At 72.0% G+C, this 19,273-nt stretch carries 11 protein-coding genes; 5 read left to right on the top strand and 6 right to left on the bottom strand.

Features of this window, described 5'->3' with window-relative positions:
* The first annotated feature begins 9 nt into the window (after nt 1-9).
* Together CGL27_RS18435 and CGL27_RS52080 are read left to right on the top strand one after the other, a co-directional pair.
* Nucleotides 10-9,564 (top strand): type I polyketide synthase, encoded by a 9,555-nt coding sequence (locus CGL27_RS18435; protein ID WP_240450547.1) that lies wholly within the window; start codon nt 10-12, stop codon nt 9,562-9,564.
* On the top strand, nt 9,528-11,750 hold the full coding sequence (locus CGL27_RS52080; RefSeq protein WP_240450991.1) for a type I polyketide synthase: 2,223 nt from the start codon (nt 9,528-9,530) through the stop codon (nt 11,748-11,750). Before CGL27_RS18435 ends, CGL27_RS52080 begins: the two co-directional genes overlap by 37 nt.
* A gap of 225 nt (nt 11,751-11,975) precedes the next feature.
* On the opposite strand, the gene CGL27_RS18430 is transcribed toward CGL27_RS52080, so the two are convergent.
* Complete coding sequence (locus CGL27_RS18430; protein ID WP_119988533.1) at nt 11,976-12,683, bottom strand: TetR/AcrR family transcriptional regulator; 708 nt, start codon at nt 12,681-12,683, stop codon at nt 11,976-11,978.
* 92 nt (nt 12,684-12,775) lie between these two features.
* Here CGL27_RS18430 and CGL27_RS18425 point away from each other — a divergent pair, with 92 nt between their 5' ends.
* Nucleotides 12,776-13,579 (top strand): SDR family NAD(P)-dependent oxidoreductase, encoded by an 804-nt coding sequence (locus tag CGL27_RS18425; protein WP_119988530.1) that lies wholly within the window; start codon nt 12,776-12,778, stop codon nt 13,577-13,579.
* A 255-nt stretch (nt 13,580-13,834) separates the two neighbouring features.
* Here CGL27_RS18425 and CGL27_RS18420 read toward each other — a convergent pair whose 3' ends face one another.
* A complete protein-coding gene (locus CGL27_RS18420) occupies nt 13,835-14,050 on the bottom strand; it encodes a hypothetical protein (RefSeq protein ID WP_119988528.1) in 216 nt (71 codons plus the stop codon).
* Nucleotides 14,050-14,388: a hypothetical protein gene (locus CGL27_RS18415; protein ID WP_162952799.1), complete on the bottom strand. Its 339-nt coding sequence runs from the start codon at nt 14,386-14,388 to the stop codon at nt 14,050-14,052. The genes CGL27_RS18420 and CGL27_RS18415 overlap by 1 nt, the downstream gene beginning before the upstream one ends.
* A gap of 198 nt (nt 14,389-14,586) precedes the next feature.
* Here CGL27_RS18415 and CGL27_RS18410 point away from each other — a divergent pair, with 198 nt between their 5' ends.
* Nucleotides 14,587-15,420, top strand: coding sequence for a helix-turn-helix transcriptional regulator (locus CGL27_RS18410; RefSeq protein ID WP_119988521.1), 834 nt, complete (start codon nt 14,587-14,589; stop codon nt 15,418-15,420).
* Nucleotides 15,417-15,626 carry a DUF397 domain-containing protein gene (locus CGL27_RS18405; protein ID WP_119988518.1) on the top strand — a complete coding sequence of 70 codons (210 nt, stop codon included), beginning with the start codon at nt 15,417-15,419 and terminating at the stop codon, nt 15,624-15,626. Before CGL27_RS18410 ends, CGL27_RS18405 begins: the two co-directional genes overlap by 4 nt.
* Nucleotides 15,627-15,764: 138 nt before the next feature.
* On the opposite strand, the gene CGL27_RS18400 is transcribed toward CGL27_RS18405, so the two are convergent.
* Genes CGL27_RS18400 through CGL27_RS18390 form a run of 3 tightly spaced genes read right to left on the bottom strand, consistent with a single transcriptional unit; the run spans nt 15,765 to nt 19,187 of the window.
* Nucleotides 15,765-16,703, bottom strand: a complete 939-nt coding sequence (locus tag CGL27_RS18400) for an ACP S-malonyltransferase (RefSeq protein WP_078641489.1) — start codon at nt 16,701-16,703, stop codon at nt 15,765-15,767.
* Between the two features lie 34 nt (nt 16,704-16,737).
* Entirely contained in the window at nt 16,738-18,165 is a 1,428-nt protein-coding gene (locus CGL27_RS52075) for an ABC transporter permease (protein WP_240450546.1), read from the bottom strand.
* A complete protein-coding gene (locus CGL27_RS18390; protein WP_119988516.1) occupies nt 18,162-19,187 on the bottom strand; it encodes an ATP-binding cassette domain-containing protein in 1,026 nt (341 codons plus the stop codon). Before CGL27_RS18390 ends, CGL27_RS52075 begins: the two co-directional genes overlap by 4 nt.
* Between the last annotated feature and the right edge of the window lie 86 nt (nt 19,188-19,273).

Genomic DNA, 19,273 nt, shown 5'->3' with positions numbered 1-19,273 from the left:
AACGCACGTATGAATGAGGAAAAGCTCCGCTACTTTCTCAAGCGGGTGACCGCCGACCTGCATGAGACCCGGCGCCGCCTGCAGGAGGTGGAGTCGGAGGACCAGGAGCCCATCGCGATCGTCGGCATGAGCTGCCGCTACCCGGGCGGCGTCGAGTCGCCCGAGGACCTGTGGCGGCTGGTGTCCGAGGGCGGGGACGGCATTTCCGAGTTCCCCACCGACCGCGGCTGGGACATCGGGCGGCTCTTCGACGACAATCCGGACGGCGCGGGCACGAGCTATGTCCGGGAGGGCGGTTTCCTCCACGACGCCAACTACTTCGACCCGGCGTTCTTCGGCATCAATCCGCGCGAAGCCCTCGCGATGGACCCGCAGCAGCGCCTGCTGCTGGAGACCACCTGGGAGGTGTTCGAGCGGGCGGGCATCGACGCCACCTCCGTACGCGGCACCCGTACCGGTGTCTTCGCGGGCGTCATGTACCACGACTACGCCTCGCGGCTGCGCGCCGTGCCGCCCGGTGTCGAGGGCTATCTCGGCACCGGCGGCTCCAGCAGCATCGCCTCCGGCCGGGTGGCGTACACCTTCGGCCTGGAGGGCCCCGCGCTCACCGTCGACACGGCGTGCTCCTCGTCGCTGGTGACCCTGCATCTGGCCATGCAGGCGCTGCGCAACGGCGAATGCTCGCTGGCGCTGGCGGGCGGTGTCACCGTGATGTCGACGCCCGGCACCTTCACCGAGTTCAGCCGCCAGCGCGGGTTGTCCTTCGACGGCCGCTGCAAGTCCTTCGCGGCGTCGGCGGACGGCACCGGCTGGTCCGAGGGCGCGGGCATGCTGCTGGTGGAGCGGCTGTCGGACGCGCGGAAGAACGGCCACCGGGTGCTGGCCGTCGTCCGTGGCTCGGCCATCAACCAGGACGGCGCGTCCAACGGTCTGACGGCGCCCAACGGCCCGTCCCAGCAGCGCGTCATCCGCCAGGCGCTCGCCAGCGCCCGGCTGACCGCCGACCAGATCGACGTGGTCGAGGCACACGGCACCGGCACGACGCTCGGCGACCCGATCGAGGCGCAGGCCCTGCTGGCCACCTATGGCAAGGAGAAGAGCCCGGAGCGGCCGCTGCTGCTGGGCTCCATCAAGTCCAACGTCGGCCACACCCAGGCCGCCGCCGGTGTCGCCGGGATCATCAAGATGGTCAAGGCCATCGAGCACGGCTATGTGCCCAGGTCCCTGCACATCGACGAGCCGTCGCCGCATATCGACTGGTCGGCCGGGGCCGTCTCGCTGCTGACCGAGGGCCGTCCGTGGCCGGAGACCGACCGCCCGCGCCGGGCCGCCGTGTCCTCGTTCGGCATCAGCGGCACCAACGCCCACCTGATCATCGAGCAGGCGCCGGTGGCGGAGGCGGAGACCGACGGCGAGGAGGCCGGAGAGGCCCCCGCGCAGGCCCCCGTTGAGGAGCCGACGGAGCCCCGCGACCTCCCGCTGCTGCCGTGGCTGGTCTCCGCCAAGGGCGAGGACGCCCTGCGCGCCCAGGCCGCCCGGCTCCACAGCTACGTGGCCGAACGCCCCGAGCTGGACCCGGTGTCCCTCGGCCACTCCCTGGCCACCACCCGCGCCGCCCTGGAGAACCGGGCCGCCGTCATCGCCGGTGACCGCGCGACCTTCCTCGACCGCCTCGCCGCGCTCGCCTCCGGTGAGCCCGCCGCCGGGGTCGTCCAGGGCGTGGAGACCCGGGGCAAGCTGGCGTTCCTCTTCACTGGCCAGGGCAGCCAGCGCCTCGGCATGGGGCGTGAGCTGTACGCGACCTACCCGGCGTTCGCCGAGGCGCTGGACGCGGTGTGCGCCGCGCTCGACCCGCGCCTGGAACGGCCGCTGAAGGACGTGCTGTTCGGGGACGACGCCGCCGCGCTGGACCGCACCGGCTTCACCCAGCCCGCGCTGTTCGCCATCGAGGTGGCGCTGTTCCGCCTCGTCGAGTCGTGGGGCCTGAAGCCGGACGTGGTCTCCGGACACTCCATCGGCGAGATCGCCGCCGCGCATGTCGCGGGGGTGCTCTCGCTCGACGCCGCCGCACTGCTGGTGGCGGCCCGGGGGCGGCTGATGCAGCGGCTGCCGGGCGGCGGCGCGATGATCGCCGTCCAGGCGTCCGAGGACGAGGTGACGCCGCTGCTGAACGACCGCGTCTCGATCGCCGCGCTCAACGGCCCGACGTCGGTCGTCATCGCCGGTGACGAGGGCGCGGCCGTGGAGATCGCGGAAGGCTTCGAGGCCCAGGGCCGTAAGACCAAGCGGCTCACCGTCAGCCACGCCTTCCACTCGCCGCTGATGGACCCGATGCTGGAGGCGTTCCGCAAGGTCGCCGAGAGCCTGACGTACGAGGCCCCGAAGATCCCGGTGGTCTCCAACCTGACCGGCGGCATAGCGCCCGCCGCGGAGATCGCCACCGCCGACTTCTGGGTCCGCCATGTCCGCGAGGGCGTGCGCTTCCTCGACGGCATGCGCGCGATGGAGGCGCAAGGCGTCACGACCTACCTCGAACTCGGCCCGGACGGTGTGCTGTCCGCGCTCGGCCAGGAGTGCCTGGTGGGCGAGTCCGAGCAGGTGGCGTTCGCCGCCGCGCTGCGCAAGGACCGCCCCGAGGCCGAGACCCTGACCACCGCCCTGGCCACCCTGCACACCCGGGGCACGGCCTCCGACTGGGAGGCGTACTACGCGGGGACCGGCGCCGAGCGCGTCGAACTGCCCACCTACGCCTTCCAGCGCGAGCACTACTGGCTGGACGCGGGCACCGCCTACGGCGACGTGACCTCGTTCGGCCTCGGCACCGCCGACCATCCGCTGCTCGGCACGGCCGTGTCGCTGGCCGACGCGGAGGGCTTCCTGTTCACCGGGCGGCTCGCGCTGGACACCCACCCGTGGCTGGCCGACCACGCCGTCATGGGCGCGGTCCTGCTGCCCGGCACCGCGTTCGTGGAACTGGCGGTGCGCGCCAGTGAGCAGGCCGGCTGCGACCTGGTCGAGGAACTCACCCTGGAGGCCCCGCTGATCCTGCCCGAGCGGGGCGGGGTCCGACTCCAGATCGCCGTAGGCGCCCAGGACGACACCGGCCGCCGCACCCTCGCCCTCCACTCCCGTCCCGACGAGGCCGGAGACGACGAGCCGTGGCTGCGCCACGCCACCGGTGTGCTCGCGGAGAGCACGTCCGCGGCCCCGTCGTTCGACCTGAGCGCCTGGCCGCCCGCGGGCACCGAGCGCATCGAGACCGAAGGATTCTACGACGGCCTGGCCGAGGCGGGCTTCGGCTACGGCCCGGTCTTCCAGGGGCTGCGGGCCGCCTGGCGGGGCGACGGCGAGGTCTACGCCGAGGTCGCCCTCCCCGAGGACGCCGAGCCCGGCGCCGCCGTCTTCGGACTGCACCCGGCACTGCTGGACGCCGTCCTGCACACCATCGGCCTCAGCGACCTGACCGAGAACCCGGGCCAGGGCGGACTGCCCTTCTCCTGGACCGGTGTGCGCGTCCACTCGGTGGGCGCGGACAGCGTACGGGTCCGGCTGTCGTCGGCCGGAAACGGCACGGTGTCCCTGCAACTCGCCGATGTCACCGGCGCCCCGGTGGCCGAGGTGGAACGCCTCGCGCTGCGCACGGTCTCCCCGGACCAACTGAGCACCGACCGCCCCGGCGGCAACGCGGCGGACGCCCTGTTCCGCGTGGACTGGACGCCGATCCCGACACCGTCCGGGACGATCACCAAGGACCACCTGACAGCGGTAGGCGACAACCCGCTGGGCCTCAACGCATACCCGGACCTGCCCACCCTGACCGAGGCGGCCGGGAAGGCCCCGGAGTACATCGTGGTGTCCCTGGTGGCCTCCGACGGTGCGGTTCCGCATGCCCATCCGGGCGAGGCATCTCAAGCCCGTCCGGCGCTTGAGGACACGCCCGAAGGGCGTGCCGGGGCACCGGCCGTGCCCCAAGCCGGGGACAGCACCCGCCACCCAGCCCGTCCGGCGCTTGAGGGCCGGGGTCCAGGGGCGGAGCCCATGGTTGCGGGAAGGGGCGGGACAGGGGAAAACCCCACCCAAGCCGCACACCGGGCCACCACCCGCACCCTCACCCTGCTCCAGACCTACCTGGCCGAAGACCACTTCGCGGACACCCGCCTGGTCGTCCTCATCTCCGGCACCGACCTGGCCCACGCCGCGGCCCGCGGCCTGATCCGCTCCGCCCAGTCGGAGAACCCGGGCCGAATCCTGCTCGTGGACGTGGACAGCCACGCGGATTCGCTGGACGCACTGCCGACCGCCGTGGCATCCGGCGAGCAGGAAGTAGCGGTGCGCAACGGCGAGATCCGGGCCCCGCGCCTGGCGCGCGCCACAGCCCCCGCCGACGCCCCGGCCGCGTGGAACCCGAACGGCACGGTCCTGATCACCGGCGCCGGCGGCACCCTGGGCGCCCTCTTCGCCCGACACGTGGTGACCGAGCGCGGCGCACGACACCTGCTGCTGGTGAGCCGTCGCGGCGCGCAGACCCCAGGCGCCGCCGAACTCACCACCGAGCTAGCCGAGTTGGGTGCGGAAGCACACTGGGCCGCCTGCGACGTAGCGGACCGGGACGCGCTAGCCGAGGTGCTGACGGCGATTCCGGACGAGCACCCGCTGACCGCCGTAATCCACACGGCAGGCGTCCTGGACGACGGCGTCATCGCCTCCCTCACCCCCGACCGCATGGCGCACGTGCTGCGCCCGAAGGTCGACGCGGCGTGGAACCTCCACGAGCTGACCCGCGACCACCACCCGGACCTGTCCGCGTTCGTCCTGTTCTCCTCCGCCGCCGGTGTCTTCGGCGGTGCGGGCCAGGGCAACTACGCGGCGGCCAACGCCTTCCTGGACGCCCTCGCCCAGCACCGCACCGCACAGGGCCTGCCCGCCACCTCCCTCGCATGGGGCCTGTGGGCCGAGTCCGGCGGCATGGCCGGGGAGCTGGACGAGGCGGAGCTGGACCGGCTGCGGCGCGGTGGCGTCGCCGCCATCACCGCCGACCAGGGCCGGGAGCTGTTCGACCTCGCGGACACCGCCGACGAGGCCCTCCTCGTGCCCATGCCCCTGGACCTGGCCGCCCTCCGGGCGCAGGCGAGCGCCGGAATGCTGCCGCCCCTCTTCCGCGGTCTGGTCCGCGTCCCGCCCCGCCGCGCGGCCCAGGCCGCCGCCGCGGCGCGGTCCGGCGCGCTCGCCCAGCAGCTCGCCGGGGCGTCCGACGCCGAGGCCGAGGCGATCGTCCTCGGCGTGGTCCGTACGCAGGTGGCGGCCGTGCTCGGCTACGCCGGGCCCGAAGCGGTCGAGCCGCAGCGCGCGTTCAGCGAGGTCGGCTTCGACTCGCTCACCGCCGTCGAACTGCGCAACCGCCTCACCGGGGTCAGCGGCGTGCGACTGCCCGCCACGCTGATCTTCGACTACCCGACCCCCGCCGCCCTCGCCGCGTATCTGCGGGCCGAGGCCCAGGGCGGCCAGGAGGACGCCGCCGCACCCGTCGCCACCGCCACCGCGGGCGCCGACGAGCCGATCGCCATCGTGGCGATGAGCTGCCGCTTCCCCGGCGGGGTGACCTCGCCCGAGGACCTGTGGCGGCTCGTGACGGATGGCGCCGACGCCATCACCGACATGCCCACCGACCGCGGCTGGGACATCGAGTCGCTCTACGACGACGACCCCGACCAGCAGGGCACCAGCTACGCCCGCAACGGCGGATTCCTGCACGACGCCCACCACTTCGACCCCGTCTTCTTCGGGATCTCGCCGCGTGAGGCGCTCGCCATGGACCCGCAGCAGCGACTGCTGCTGGAGACCACCTGGGAAGCGTTCGAGCGGGCCGGGATCGACCCGGCGGCGGTGCGCGGCAGCCGGACCGGTGTCTACACCGGCGTCATGTACAACGACTACGGCACCCTGCTGCACCGCGCCCCCGACGGCCTTGAGGGCTATATGGGCACGGCCAGCTCCGGCAGTGTCGCCTCGGGCCGGGTGTCGTACACCTTCGGTCTGGAGGGCCCGGCGGTCACCGTCGACACGGCGTGCTCGTCGTCGCTGGTGACCCTGCACATGGCGGTGCAGGCGCTGCGCAGCGGTGAATGCTCGCTGGCGCTCGCGGGCGGGGTGACCGTGATGGCCACCCCCGGCACCTTCGTGGCCTTCAGCAAGCAGCGCGGTCTCGCGACCGACGGCCGCTGCAAGCCCTTCGCCGCCGCGGCCGACGGTACGGCCTGGGGCGAGGGCGTGGGCATGCTGCTGGTCGAGCGGCTGTCGGACGCGCGGAAGAACGGCCATCCGATGCTCGCCATCGTCCGCGGCTCCGCGATCAACCAGGATGGCGCCTCCAACGGCCTCACCGCGCCCAACGGCCCGTCCCAGCAGCGGGTGATCCGCCAGGCCCTGGCCAACGCCCGGCTGTCCGCCGCCGAGGTGGACGTGGTCGAGGCACACGGCACCGGTACGACGCTGGGTGACCCGATCGAGGCGCAGGCGCTGTTGGCCACCTACGGCCAGGAGCGGACCGAGGACGAGCCGCTCTGGCTCGGCTCGGTGAAGTCCAACTTCGGCCACACCCAGGCCGCGGCCGGTGTCGCCGGAATCATCAAGATGGTCAAGGCCATCGAGCACGGCGTCCTGCCCAGGACCCTGCATGTGGACGAGCCGTCGCCGCACGTGGACTGGACGGCGGGCGCGGTGTCGCTGCTCACCGAGCAGTTGGACTGGCCGCGGACCGGCCGTCCGCGCCGGGCCGCCGTGTCCTCGTTCGGCATCAGCGGCACCAACGCGCACACCATCATCGAGCAGGCCCCGGCGGAGCGGCCCACCGCCGCCGACGCCGCGCCCGAGCCCGGTGTGCTGCCCTGGATCCTGTCCGGCAGGAGCGAGGCGGCGCTGAGTGCCCAGGCCGAGCGGCTGCTGGCACACCTCGACACCGATCCGGGCCTGCGCCCGGCCGATGTCGGCTACTCCCTGGCCACCACCCGCGCCGTCCACGACCGGCGCGCGGTGCTGGTCGGCACGGACCGCGACGACTTCATCCGCGCCCTGACGGCACTCGCCCGGGGCGAGGCGGTGGCCCAGTTGGTCCAGGGCACCGGAACGGCCGGCAAGACGGCGTTCGTGTTCCCGGGGCAGGGGTCGCAGTGGGCCGGTATGGCGGTGGGGCTGATGGACGCCTCGCCCGTCTTCGCGGCCCGGATCCACGAATGCGCCGCCGCGCTGGCGGAGTTCACCGACTGGTCGTTGGTGGATGTGCTGCGCGGCGCCGAGGGCGCGCCGTCGCTGGAGCGCGTGGACGTGGTCCAGCCGGTGCTGTTCGCGGTGATGGTGTCCCTCGCCGAACTGTGGCGTTCGCTGGGCGTCCGGCCGTCCGCCGTGGTCGGCCACTCCCAGGGTGAGATCGCCGCCGCGTGTGTGGCCGGAATCCTGTCGCTTCAGGATGCGGCGCGGGTGGTGGCGCTGCGGAGTCAGGCGATTGGCCGGGTGCTGGCGGGCAAGGGCGGCATGGTGTCGGTGGCGCTTCCGGTGGCGGAGGTCCGGGAGCGGATCGCGGTGTGGGGCGAGGAGCGGATCTCCGTCGCTGCCGTCAATGGCCCCTCGTCGGCGGTGGTTTCGGGTGAGCCCGAGGCGCTGGACGAACTGCTCGCGTCCTGCGAGGCTGATGAGGTGCGGGCGCGCCGGGTGCCGGTGGACTACGCCTCGCATTCGGCGCAGGTGGAGCTGCTGCGCGAGGAGCTGCTGGAGCTGCTGGCCCCCGTAGAGCCCAAGGCGGCCGAGGTGCCATTCCTGTCGACGGTGACGGGGGAGTGGGCCGAGGGTCCGGAGCTGGACGCCGAGTACTGGTTCACCAACCTCCGTCGCACCGTCGAGTTGGAAGGTGCCATCCGCCGGCTGCTGGACGAGGGCTTCGGTGTGTTCATCGAGTCCAGCGCCCACCCCGTGCTGACCATGGGCGTGCAGGAGACGGCCGAGGACGCAGGTATGGACGCGGCCGCGATCGGGTCGCTGCGCCGGGACGAGGGCGGTCTGGACCGCTTCTGGGCCTCGCTGGGCGAGGCGTGGTCGCGTGGTGTGAGCGTCGACTGGGACGCGGTGTTCGACGGTACGGGCGCCGAGCGCGTCGAGCTGCCCACGTACGCCTTCCAGCACGAGCGCTACTGGATCGAGGTCCCGCTCTCGGTGGGCGATGTCGCCTCCGCCGGGCTTGGCGCCGCCGGGCATCCGCTGCTGGGCGCCGCCGTCGAACTGCCCGACTCCGATGGCTTCCTGCTCACCGGGCGGCTCTCCCTCCAGACCCACCCCTGGCTCGCCGACCACGCCGTGTCCGGCACCGCGCTGCTGCCGGGGACGGCCTTCGTGGAACTGGCGATCCGCGCCGGTGACCAGGTCGGCTGCGATCTGCTGGAGGAGCTGACCATCGAGGCGCCGCTGATCCTGCCCGGCCGGGGCGGGATCCAGCTCCGGCTGACCGTCGGCGCGCCCGACGCGAGCGGCCGCCGGACGCTGGAGGTCTACTCCCGCCCGGAGCCGGACGCGGACCGGGGCGACGCCTCGGACCGGCCCTGGATCCGTCACGCCAGTGGTGTCCTGGCCTCCGGTGACGCCACGGACGGCGGCGCCGACCTGTCCGTATGGCCGCCCGCCGAGGCCGTCGCCCTCGACGTGGACGACCTCTACGAGCGGTTCGAGGCGGGGGGCTTCGGCTACGGCCCGGCGTTCCAGGGGCTGGGCGCCGCCTGGCGGCGCGGCGAGGAGGTCTTCGCCGAGCTGCGCCTGGAGCAGCGGCAGCACGCCGACGCCGCGCTGTTCGGACTGCATCCTGCGCTGCTGGACGCCGCGCTGCACGGGGTCGTGCTCGGCGACTTCCTGGGCGCCGAGGCCGACGGGATCCGGCTGCCGTTCTCCTGGGCCGGGGTCACGCTCCACGCGGCGGGCGCCACGGCGCTGCGCGTACGGATCGCCCCGGCCGGGCCGGACACGGTGGCCCTGGACGTCGCGGACGAGAACGGTGGCCCGGTCGCGTCGGTGGACTCCCTGGTGCTGCGTCGTATCGCCCCGGAGCAACTGCGCGCGGCCCAGGTGACCTACCACGACTCGCTGTTCCGGCTGGAGTGGGCGCCGGTGCCGACGCCCTCTGCGGCCCCCGGGACCCTCCGCTGGGCCCTGGTCGGCCAAGACGCCGCGAACAGCGCCGGCCAGGACGCCGCGCACGGCACGGACGCCTTCGCGCTCGTCGCCGCGCTGGAGTCCGCCGGTGCCGACTGCGCCGTCTTCGCCGACCTGGCCGAACTCGCGGCCGTGGTGGCCTCGGGCAGCCCCCGGCCGGACGTCGTCCTCCTCCCGCACACCGGCCCCGCCGGGGCGGCGATGTGGCGGAGGGCGCCCGGCTGGCCACTCACGCCGCGCTGGACAGCGCGCTGTCGTGGCTCGCGGAAGAGGGTCTCGCCGGGGCGCGGCTGGCGTTCGTCACCAGGCACGCGGTCGCCACGTCCCCGGACGCCGCGGTGCACGACCTGCCGCGGTCGGCCGTATGGGGCCTGATCCGCACCGCCCAGACCGAGAACCCGGACCGTTTCCTGCTGCTCGACCTGGACGGTGAGGAGACCTCGGCCGATCTGCTCACGGCGGCCGTGGCAGGCGGGGAGCCGCAGCTCGCCGTCCGCGCGGGTGCCCTCCACGCGCCCCGGCTGGCCCGGGTCGCCACCCAGGAGCAGAACGAGGGCCGGGTACCGGAAGCGCTGCCGGAGTTCGACCCGGACGGTACGGTCCTGATCACCGGCGCCACCGGTGTCCTCGGCGGACAGCTCGCCCGCCATCTGGTGGCCGAGCGCGGTGTGCGGCATCTGCTGCTCAACAGCCGCCGCGGACAGCGCGCCCCGGGGATGCCCGAGCTGGTCGACGAACTGACCGCGCTGGGTGCCCGGGTGAGCGTCGCGGCCTGCGATGTGGCCGACCGCGAGGCGCTGTCGATGCTGCTGGCCGAGGTGGATCCGGAGCATCCGCTGACCGCTGTCGTGCACACCGCGGGTGTGCTGGACGACGGGCTGCTGCCCACGCTCACCCCGGACCGGATCGACACGGTCTTCCGGCCGAAGGTGGCCGCGGCGCACAACCTGCACGAGCTGACCCGCGATCTGGACCTCTCCGCGTTCGTGCTGTTCTCGTCCGCCGCCGGTACCTTCGGCGCGCCGGGCCAGGCCAACTACGCGGCGGCCAACACCTTCCTGGACGCCCTTGCCGCGCATCGCCGTTCCGCCGGACTGCCCGCGCTCTCGCTGGCCTGGGGCCTGTGGGAGCAGCGCAGCGCGATGACCGGCGGCATGGCGGACGCGGACGTGGCCCGTATGGAGCGCTCCGGGATGGCGCCGCTGTCCTCGCGGGACGGTCTGGAGCTGTTCGACACGGCGTGCACGGTCGGCGGTGCGGCGGTGCTCGTACCGCTGCACCTGGACATCGCGCCGCTGCGCGAGCAGGCCGCCGAGGGTGGACTGCCCGCCGTGTTCCGCGGGCTGGTCCGGGCTCCGGCCCGGCGGCGTACCGTCGCCGCCGGGGCGGCCGACACAGGCGGCCCCTCGCTGGCGCGGCGGCTGGCCGGGCTGGCCGAGGCGGAGCGCGAGAAGGCCGTGCTGGACCTGGTCCGCGGCCAGGCCGCCGCGGTCCTCGGCTTCCCGGACGCGGAGGCGGTGGGGGCCACGCGTGGCTTCCTGGAGCAGGGCTTCGACTCGCTGACCGCCGTGGAGCTGCGCAACCGGCTGAACGCCGCGAGCGGGCTGCGGCTGGCCCCGACGCTGCTGTTCGACCACCCGACGCCCGAGCTGGTCGCCCGGCAACTGCTCGCGCAGTTGGCCGGTTCGGTGGCCGCCGAGGGTGGTGCGGTCTCGGACGCGGCGCGCGCGGAGGCGGCGGGCGCGGAGCCGTCGGCCGTGTTCGGCGCGATGATGCGGGAGGCCGGACAGCTCGGCAAGCAGGAGGAGTTCACCCGGCTGCTGATGGACGTCTCGCGGTTCCGGCCCTCGTTCGCGAGCGCCGCCGAGCTGGACAAGACGCCCGCGCTGGTACGGCTGTCGCGCGGTGAGACCGGGCCCGCGCTGGTGTGCTTCTCCTCGATCCTGTCGATCGGCGGCCCGCACCAGTACGCGCGGTTCGCCGCCGGGTTCCGCGGCCACCGGGACGTCTGGGCGCTGGGCAACCCCGGCTTCGTCGCCGGGGAGCGGCTCCCGGCCAACCCGGAGGCCGTGATCGAGGCGCAGGCCGAGGCGGTGCTGCGGGAGACCGACGGGGCGCCGTTCGTGCTGCTGGGCCACTCCTCGGGCGGGCTGCTCGCCCATGAGGTGGCCGCGCGGCTGGAGAGCACCGGGGTCTTCCCGGACGCGGTCGTCCTGCTCGACATCTACTCGCACGACCGGGACGCGGCCGTGGCCCTCCAGCCCGGACTGAGCGCCGGGATGGACGAGCGCAGCGCCGGCCAGGTGCCGGTGGACGACACCCGGCTGCTGGCCATGGGCGCCTACTTCCGGCTGTTCGGCCAGTGGCGGCCCAAGGAGGTCAAGACGCCGACGCTGCTGGTCCGGGCCGGGGAACGGCTCTTCGACTGGTCCCGCGACGGCGACTGGCGGTCGTACTGGCAGCTCCCGCACACCGCGCTGGACGTGCCGGGGAACCACTTCACCATGATGGAGGAGCACGCCGGGACGACGGCACGGGCCGTGGCCGACTGGCTGTCTTAACCTCGACCCACCGGTCGGTTTCGCAGCCGGGTGTGGGCAGGGCGTATCCGCATCGAGAAGTGGGGCTCCGGCGCGGCGGCAGGCGGCGACCACGCCGGCGGTGGCCAGGGCCTCGGTGACGAACCGTTCGGCTCGGCGGGAGTCGGTCGGCTTGCCCTGCCGCAACCGGACGGCCGCGATGACCGGCCGGGTGGTCGGGGTGCAGATCGTGGGTGGGTGCCGCTGTCAGACCCCGTCCGTCCGGTGCGGTCCGGTCAGGTCCATTCGTGGGGCCGGTGGGAGCGGGCCGGGGCGGGACGGGGGATGGGCCTGGAAAGACTGGAAGAGATAGGTGAGGAGGCGGCGGGCGGCGGGCAGCGCGGTTTCGGGGGGTTGGCTGGCCAGGCCGCTCACCGCCAGGAGGAGCAGGGGGATGTCGGCGGTGTCGAAATCCTTGCGGAGCTGCCCGGCGTCGAGGGCGCGTTGGACCAGGTGGTTCAGGCCCGCCTCGGCGCAGGCCCGTTCGCGGCCGTAGTCCAGTGCCTCAGGGAAGCCGGTCATGAACACGGTGTCGAAGCCCCGGTCGGTCACCAGCGTGGTGCACACCGTTTCCAGGAGGGTGTAGAGGCCGTGTCCGGGGTTGGGGTCGGCCAGTGCCTCTTCGAAGACGGTTGCGCACTCGGCGAGCTGGTCGTCGAAGGCGGCGGCGAGGAGTGCGGAGCGGGTGGGGAAACGGCGGTAGAGGGTGGCGACGCCGACGCCGGCCCGGCGGGCCACCGTGCTCATGGGTGCGTCGATGCCCTGGGCCGCGAAGACCTCGCGTGCGGCTTTCAGGACGCGTTCGCGGTTGCGGCGGGCGTCGGGGCGCAGGTCCGCGGGAAGCCTGTCGATGGCCGTTCCCAGGGGCGGTGCGGAGGCGGGATCGTCTGTGTTGTGAGAGATCTCGGCAGGCATGTTTCTCACTTGCCGGTCAGGTGGACGGTGCCGTCCACTTACGTGGTTGCGTGAGTTAACCAAGTCTATCGGCCTCCAGTCCGAGGAGAATCATGCAGGACCTGTCTCGTCTGTCCGGTACCACGGCGCTGATCACGGGGGCGTCGGGCGGCATAGGCGCCGAGTTCGCCGCCAGGCTCGCCCAGCGCGGTGCGGACCTCGTCCTCGTGGCCCGATCAGGCGACAAACTGGAGGCGCTCGCCTCGTCTCTGCGCTCCGCACACGGAGTGCGCGTGCTGACGGAGAAGCTGGACCTGTCCGAGCCCGGGGCGCCGCGGGCAATGTTCGAGTGGACCGTCGAGCACGGGATAGAGGTCGGTTTCCTCGTCAACAACGCGGGCGGCGGGGTCGGCGGGGCAGCGGCGAAAGCCGATCCGGCGGGCGTCGCAGCGATGGTGAACCTGAACGGGCAAGCCCTGGTGGAAAGCACGATCCGCTTCCTGCCGGGCATGGTCTCACGTGGCCGTGGAACGATCGTGAACGTCACGAGTGCTTCCGCGTTCCTGCCCACGCCGTACCTGGCCGCCTACGCCGGGAGCAAGGCGATGGCGCAGTCATTCACACTGGCGGTCGGTGCCGAGGTCGCCGACGCGGGCGTCCGGGTGCTGGCGGTCTCCCCAGGAGTGACCGTCACAGGGCAGAAGTCCGAGGACATCCTGCCCGCAATGGCGAAAATTGGCGGACTGCGGAAGCCGGAGCAAGTCGTCACCACCGCTTTCCGCGCCCTGGGCTCGCGCAAGGCGTCGGTGGTCGACGGCCGCCGCAACGCGCTGTTCGCCCGCCTGGTCCAGCGCCTGCCGGATCGGGCGGCCCGCGAGCTGGGACGCCGGATGACGACGAGGCTCACCGGCTTTTGAGCGACGCCGGCAGCGGGTGGTCATGTCCGGCTGCTGGACCCACTGTCGACCGGTGGATCGAGGCTTGACTGACGGACGGTGTTCACAACGTGGTCCGGCCCCTTTCGCCATGGTTGGTCTATGGCGAAAGGGGCCGGGGCGGCCTGTGGAGCTGTGGCCCCGGTCATCTGCCACAGAACGCGCGGAACGTCCGGAGCCGGGACCGTTCACCCCCGGACCGCGCACGAGATCGGGGGCACGGGGCGGACGGCAGTCTCAGGGCCGCTTGAATCGGTCGGGGTTGTTGTGGTCGCGATGGCGGGGGCACTGGCATGGCGGCCACGCTTGCCCCAGCGAGTAGGCGTCGCCCTTCTGCCCGTCGAGGACGGCCACGATCGCGCGTCGGGTGGTGACGATCCCGTTGTGCGCCATGGTGTAGACGCGCATCGTCATCTTCGGCAGTTCGTCCCGGTCAGGCCGGTTGCCGGCCATCAGCGGTCCTCCTCTCCCGCTACGGGGGCGAGGAGTTGGAGCAGGCTGCGCAGGCTCCGTTTCGCCATGCCGAGGTGGTAGGTCAGTTCTTCGGGTGTGGCGGTGGCCAGGTCGAGGGTTTCGGCTCCCGTGAGGGTCTGTCCGGCGACGATCAGGACGGCCTGTTCGAGGCCGCCGCGGGTGGGCTTTCCGGCCGCGACGCACGCGGGGTACAGGCCCGAACGTGGCTCGGTGGGGTGGTGGGGCCCGAAGTCGCCGGGGGTGGCGCACAGAGGGCACCCGGGAGAGAGAACGGGGGCGGCCCGTCCGTCGGCGGTCACCGGATCACCAACCTCCAAGCGGTTGAGGGTCACGCCCCCCGGACCGGTCGGACGGTCGCGGGGGTCTTGCATGTGGCACGCCTGGCGGGTTCGTGGTCTCGTCGGCCACCGACCACTCCTCTCCGTAGTGATTCCACTACCAAGCGGGTTCAGAGTGGCCTACAGTGGAGAGCCGTTCAACGTGTCAGCACAGGACGGAAGGCTAGGGAACGACCTGTGAACAAGAACGAGTTGAACCCGGGCGCCTCGCCCGAGGCGGCCTACGGGGCGCGTTTACGTAGCCTGCGGGAGGCTCGTGGCTGGACTCAAGAGGACCTTGCCACACGTGCGGAATATTCCAGTGTGCATGTTTCGGCCGTCGAAAATGGTCGGAAACCTCCAACCCTCCGTTTCTCGCGCAGTGCAGACCGCGCCTTCGGCATCGAGGGTGAAGACACGTTTGAGCGCCAGTTCCGCGAGATCCGCCACGGCAGCCTGCTGGAGGGGTTCCCGGAGTTCGTCGACTATGAGGGGCGCGCAGCGGAGATCCGGCTGTACGAAGTGGGCGTCATCCCCGGACTTCTCCAGACGCCGGACTACGCGGCGGTGCTGGCGGACAGCGCCCTCAAGCGGGGAGCGATCACGGCCGAGCAGGCGCACGAGCGGGTGACGCTCGTCGCGGAGCGGCAAGCCGCGCTCGTCCGGACGTCCCCGCCGCATGTCTTCGTGGTGCTGGACGAGAGCTGTATCCGCCGTCCCATCGGCGAACCGGCCGTCATGGCTGCCCAGTTGGCACGGCTGGCCGAGTTCGCCGAGCTGCCGAACACCGTGGTCCAGGTCGCCCCGTTCGCCATGGGGGCTCGCCGCCCGTTCGACCTGCCGGTCACCGTCCTCACGATGGCGGACCGCTCGCTGATGTCGTACGCCGAATCCGCCCAGCGGGGCCATCTCGAACGAGACGGCAAGTTCGTCCTGCCCGTGTTGACGGCCTACCATCAACTACAGGCCGAAGCCTGCTCGCAGGCGGAATCCGTGGCCGTGGTCAACCAGTTGCGAAAGGGCACCCTGTGACGACCGAGTCCCCGCGTTGGTTCAAGTCCTCGTACAGCAACAACGGCGGCCAGTGCGTGGAGGTCGCCGCCAACCTCGTCGCCTCGCGCGGCGTGGTCCCCGTCCGTGACAGCAAGGACCCGCACGGCCCGGCGCTCATGTTCGAGCCGACCGCCTGGTCATCGTTTGTCTCTGCCGTCAGGCGCGGAGAGTTCCCCACCACCTGACCAATCCAGCAACCAGCCACCGAAGCGATCGGCCCCCGGACCGGGGGCCGTCGTCGTACCGGCACGCCGCCGCGCCGCCCCGCACGCCGCGCGGCCCGGCCCCATCAGGGCCGGGCCGCGCGGCGTGTCACGCCGTCATCAGCGCTTACGGGCGGGGCGCGAGCGCTTGCCCGGACCCACCGTCACCACCTCGAAGTTGGACTTGGTGCGGTCCAGCCGGTGGAAGAGGTTGTCCGGCCCGGTGATGTACATCTTCGACACCCCGGCGCCCTTCAGCGTGTCCACCACCTTCGGCCAGTGGATCGGCAGGTCGAAGGTGTCCAGCAGCATCGTGCGCAGCGCGTCGGCCGAGGTCACGATGGTGCCGTCCTGGTCGGTGACCACGGGCAGCTTCGGGTCGAGGATGTCGTACTTCGGCAGGATCTCCTCGGCGGCCCGGCGCCGCAGCTCCGCGAACGCGGGTGCGTGCACCGCCGGGACCATGGTGTACATGGAGTAGCCGCCGGCCTGGCTGATCGCCTTCTTGAACCCCTCCAGCTCCTGCTCGCGCAGCGAGACCATGAAGAAGCCGTCGTCGAGATAGCCGGAGTAGTCGTACCACTCACCGCGCTCGCCGAGCTCGGTGAGAATCTCCGTCAGCTTCTCCTGCGGAGTGCGGACGAAGGTGTGGGTGACCGCGTCCTGGTGCTCCTCGGCGAAGTACGCGTGCTCACAGCGGGCCAGCTCCGCGGTGAGCCGCACCACCTCGGGGAACGGCAGCGAACTGACGTACGCCGCGGCCGCCTTCTGCCCGAAGCTGGGGCCCACGCACAGGTCCGGGACCAGTCCGTGCTCCTGCTCCGCGCGGTCCGCCGAGGCCATCGAGTTCACCAGGAAGGCGATCTGGGTGGCCTCGGAGTAGTCGTCCTCGGAGTCGCGGAGCCGGTCGAAGACCGAGTAGCCCAGCGCCTCGTCGGCCTCGGCGAGCCGCTTGCGGGCGAACGGGTCGAGCGTCAGGAACCTGCCCACCTCGGAGAAGCCGGAGGGCCCCATACCGGGGAACACGATGGCTGTCTTCGTCTGCTCGGATGCCGTCATGGTGTGGTGCCTTTACTCTCGGTCCTGCTGTCGCTCAGTCCTGCGCCCTGCGGTTGAAGCCCCGGATGCCGATGGTCCCGAAGATCAGGATCGCCGCCGCGATGGCGGAGAAGCAGATCCACAGCGGAATCGACTCCGGCACCTTGGGCCCGGGTTCCAGCAGCAGTCCGCGCATCGCCTCGGTGACGTAGGTCAGCGGGTTGAAGGAGCACAGGATCTGGAACCAGCGGACACCCTCCAGGCTCCGCCACGGGAACTGAGTGGCCCCGGTGAACATGATCGGGGTGAGCGTCATGGCGAAGACGATGGAGATATGACGCGCGGGCGCCAGGGTGCCCAGGGTGAGGCCGACGCAGCCGCCGACCAGTCCGCCGAGGCTCAGGATGCCCAGCGTCACCGGCATCTTCTCCAGTGGCCAGGAGACGTCGTCCAGTAGCGCCAGACCGATCGGGATCATGACCAGGGAGCCGATCAGACCGCGCATCGCGCCGAAGATCGCCTTCTCCACCGCCACCAGGGAGACCGGGATGGGTGCGAGCAATCGGTCCTCGATCTCCTTGGTCCAGGAGAAGTCGATGGCCAGCGGCAGCGCGGTGTTCTGCAGGGCGACCAGGAAGCTGTTGAGCGCCACCACACCGGGCAGCAGCACCTGCTGGAAGCCGGGCTGGGTGAAGCCGATCTCGCCGAGCACCTTGCCGAAGACGAACAGCATGAAGAACGGTTCCACGATGACCTGGCCCAGGAAGGGGCCCATCTCGCGGCCGGTGACGAAGATGTCGCGCCACAGTATGAAGAAGAACGTCCGCCACCGGTTGGCGCGGCGCCGGTGGCGCCCGCTGCGGCGCTTGGCGTCGGGCAGTTCGAGTTCGAGTTCGGGCTGCGGCTCGGGCTCGGGCTCCACCAGCGGCGAACGGGCGTCCGCCGCCGCGATGATGGCGTTCAGCGCCGCCTTCGCGTCCTGTGCGGCCTGGGAGGCCGACGGGGCCGGTATGGGCTTTATGACGAGCGTCAGGGTGTCCCCGATGTCGCCGCCGCCGTGCGGGGCGGCCATGCCCCTGGCCTCGTGGTGCCGGTGCTCCTGCGGCCGGCTCTGCTGCTGCCGGGGGTCGGGCTGCCGGACATCCGGCGCCTTGCCCTCGTGCTTGACCGGCGCGTTCGGGGCGGCCTTCTGCATCTCGGCGCCCGGACGCGGGGCCGACGGCTTGGACCGGACGAGCACGGTCCGGGTGTCCTCGAAGCCGTCGTCCTCGGGGGACTTGGCCTCGGGGGTCCGCGGGTCGGTGGTGCCGTTCCCGTCCGGCCTGGCAGCGGGGGTCCTGGGGTCGGCGGGCCGGTGCTCACCGCCCCTGGCGGCGCCGCCCTGGTGCGCGGGTGCCCCGGCGCCGGCCGCGGGCTTCTCCTCCGCGGCCTTGCCACCCGTGGTCCCGTCCGTCGATGACGTGGGTCGAGAGGAGGAGCTCATCGCATCTCCTTCCCCGTCAGGTCGACAAAGACGTCTTCCAGGCTCGCCTTGCTCACATTCAGGTCCTTGATTTCGCAGCCGGTGTCGGTCAGGGCCTTGATGACCGTGGGCAGAAGTACGGAGGACGACGCGTTGCTGTAGACCTTCATCCGGAAGGTGCCGTCGTTGACCGCCCCGGCCCCGCCCATGGCTGCGGCCATCTCGTCCTCGGCGCTGAGCACCTCGACCCGCTCGGCGACCCCGAGGCCCTGCACCATGTGGACCACGCCGTTCATCCCGCTGTGCGGCGGGCGCACCGTGACGGTCAGCGCGGTGTTGCTCATCCGGCTGGTCAGTGCCTCGGGGGTGTCCAGGGCGAGCAGCTTGCCGTGGTCGACGATGCCGATCCGGTCACACAGCTTGGAGGCTTCCTCCATGTCGTGGGTGGTGATCACCACCGTGACGCCACGGGTCTTCAGTTCGGCGACCCGGTCGCGTACGAAGATCTGTGACTGTGGGTCGAGGCCGGTGGCCGGCTCGTCCAGGAACAGCACTCGGGGGCGGTGCATCAGCGCCCGCGCGATCATCACGCGCTGTGCCTGACCGCCGGAGACCTGGTCCGCCCGGGCCTTGGCGTGGTCGCCGAGGCCGACCCACTCCAGGCTCTCGTCCGCCAGGCGGTTGCGCTCCGAGCGGGAGAGACCATGGTAGCCGGCGTGGAAGGTCAGGTTCTGACGGATCGTCAGTGACCGGTCCAGGTTGTTGCGCTGCGGCACGATGGCGAAGGACTGCCGGGCCACCGCCGGCCTGCGCACCACATCGACGCCCTGCACGAAGGCACGCCCGCCGGTGGGGGCGACACGGGTGGTCAGGATGCCGATGGTGGTGGTCTTACCCGCTCCGTTGGGCCCGAGGAAGCCGAAGACCTCGCCGTGCCGGACGGTGAAGCTTAGATTGTCGACAGCCGGAACGGGCCGGCCGGGATACTTCTTGATCAAGCCGTCGACAACGACGGCGAAGTCAATAGGGCGTGTTGTGTTCATCGCTGTCGTCGCACCGATTTAATTGGCTTGAGGAGAACATTACTTTCCTCTTGTTTAACACGACGGCTTGACTCCTGACCCCTAAC

This window comes from Streptomyces sp. 11-1-2 (genome assembly GCF_003595545.1).
GTDB classification, from domain to species: Bacteria; Actinomycetota; Actinomycetes; order Streptomycetales; family Streptomycetaceae; genus Streptomyces; species Streptomyces hygroscopicus_B.
Note: the sequence above shows the minus strand (reverse complement) of the source record. Positions and strands in the feature narration are given on the sequence as shown.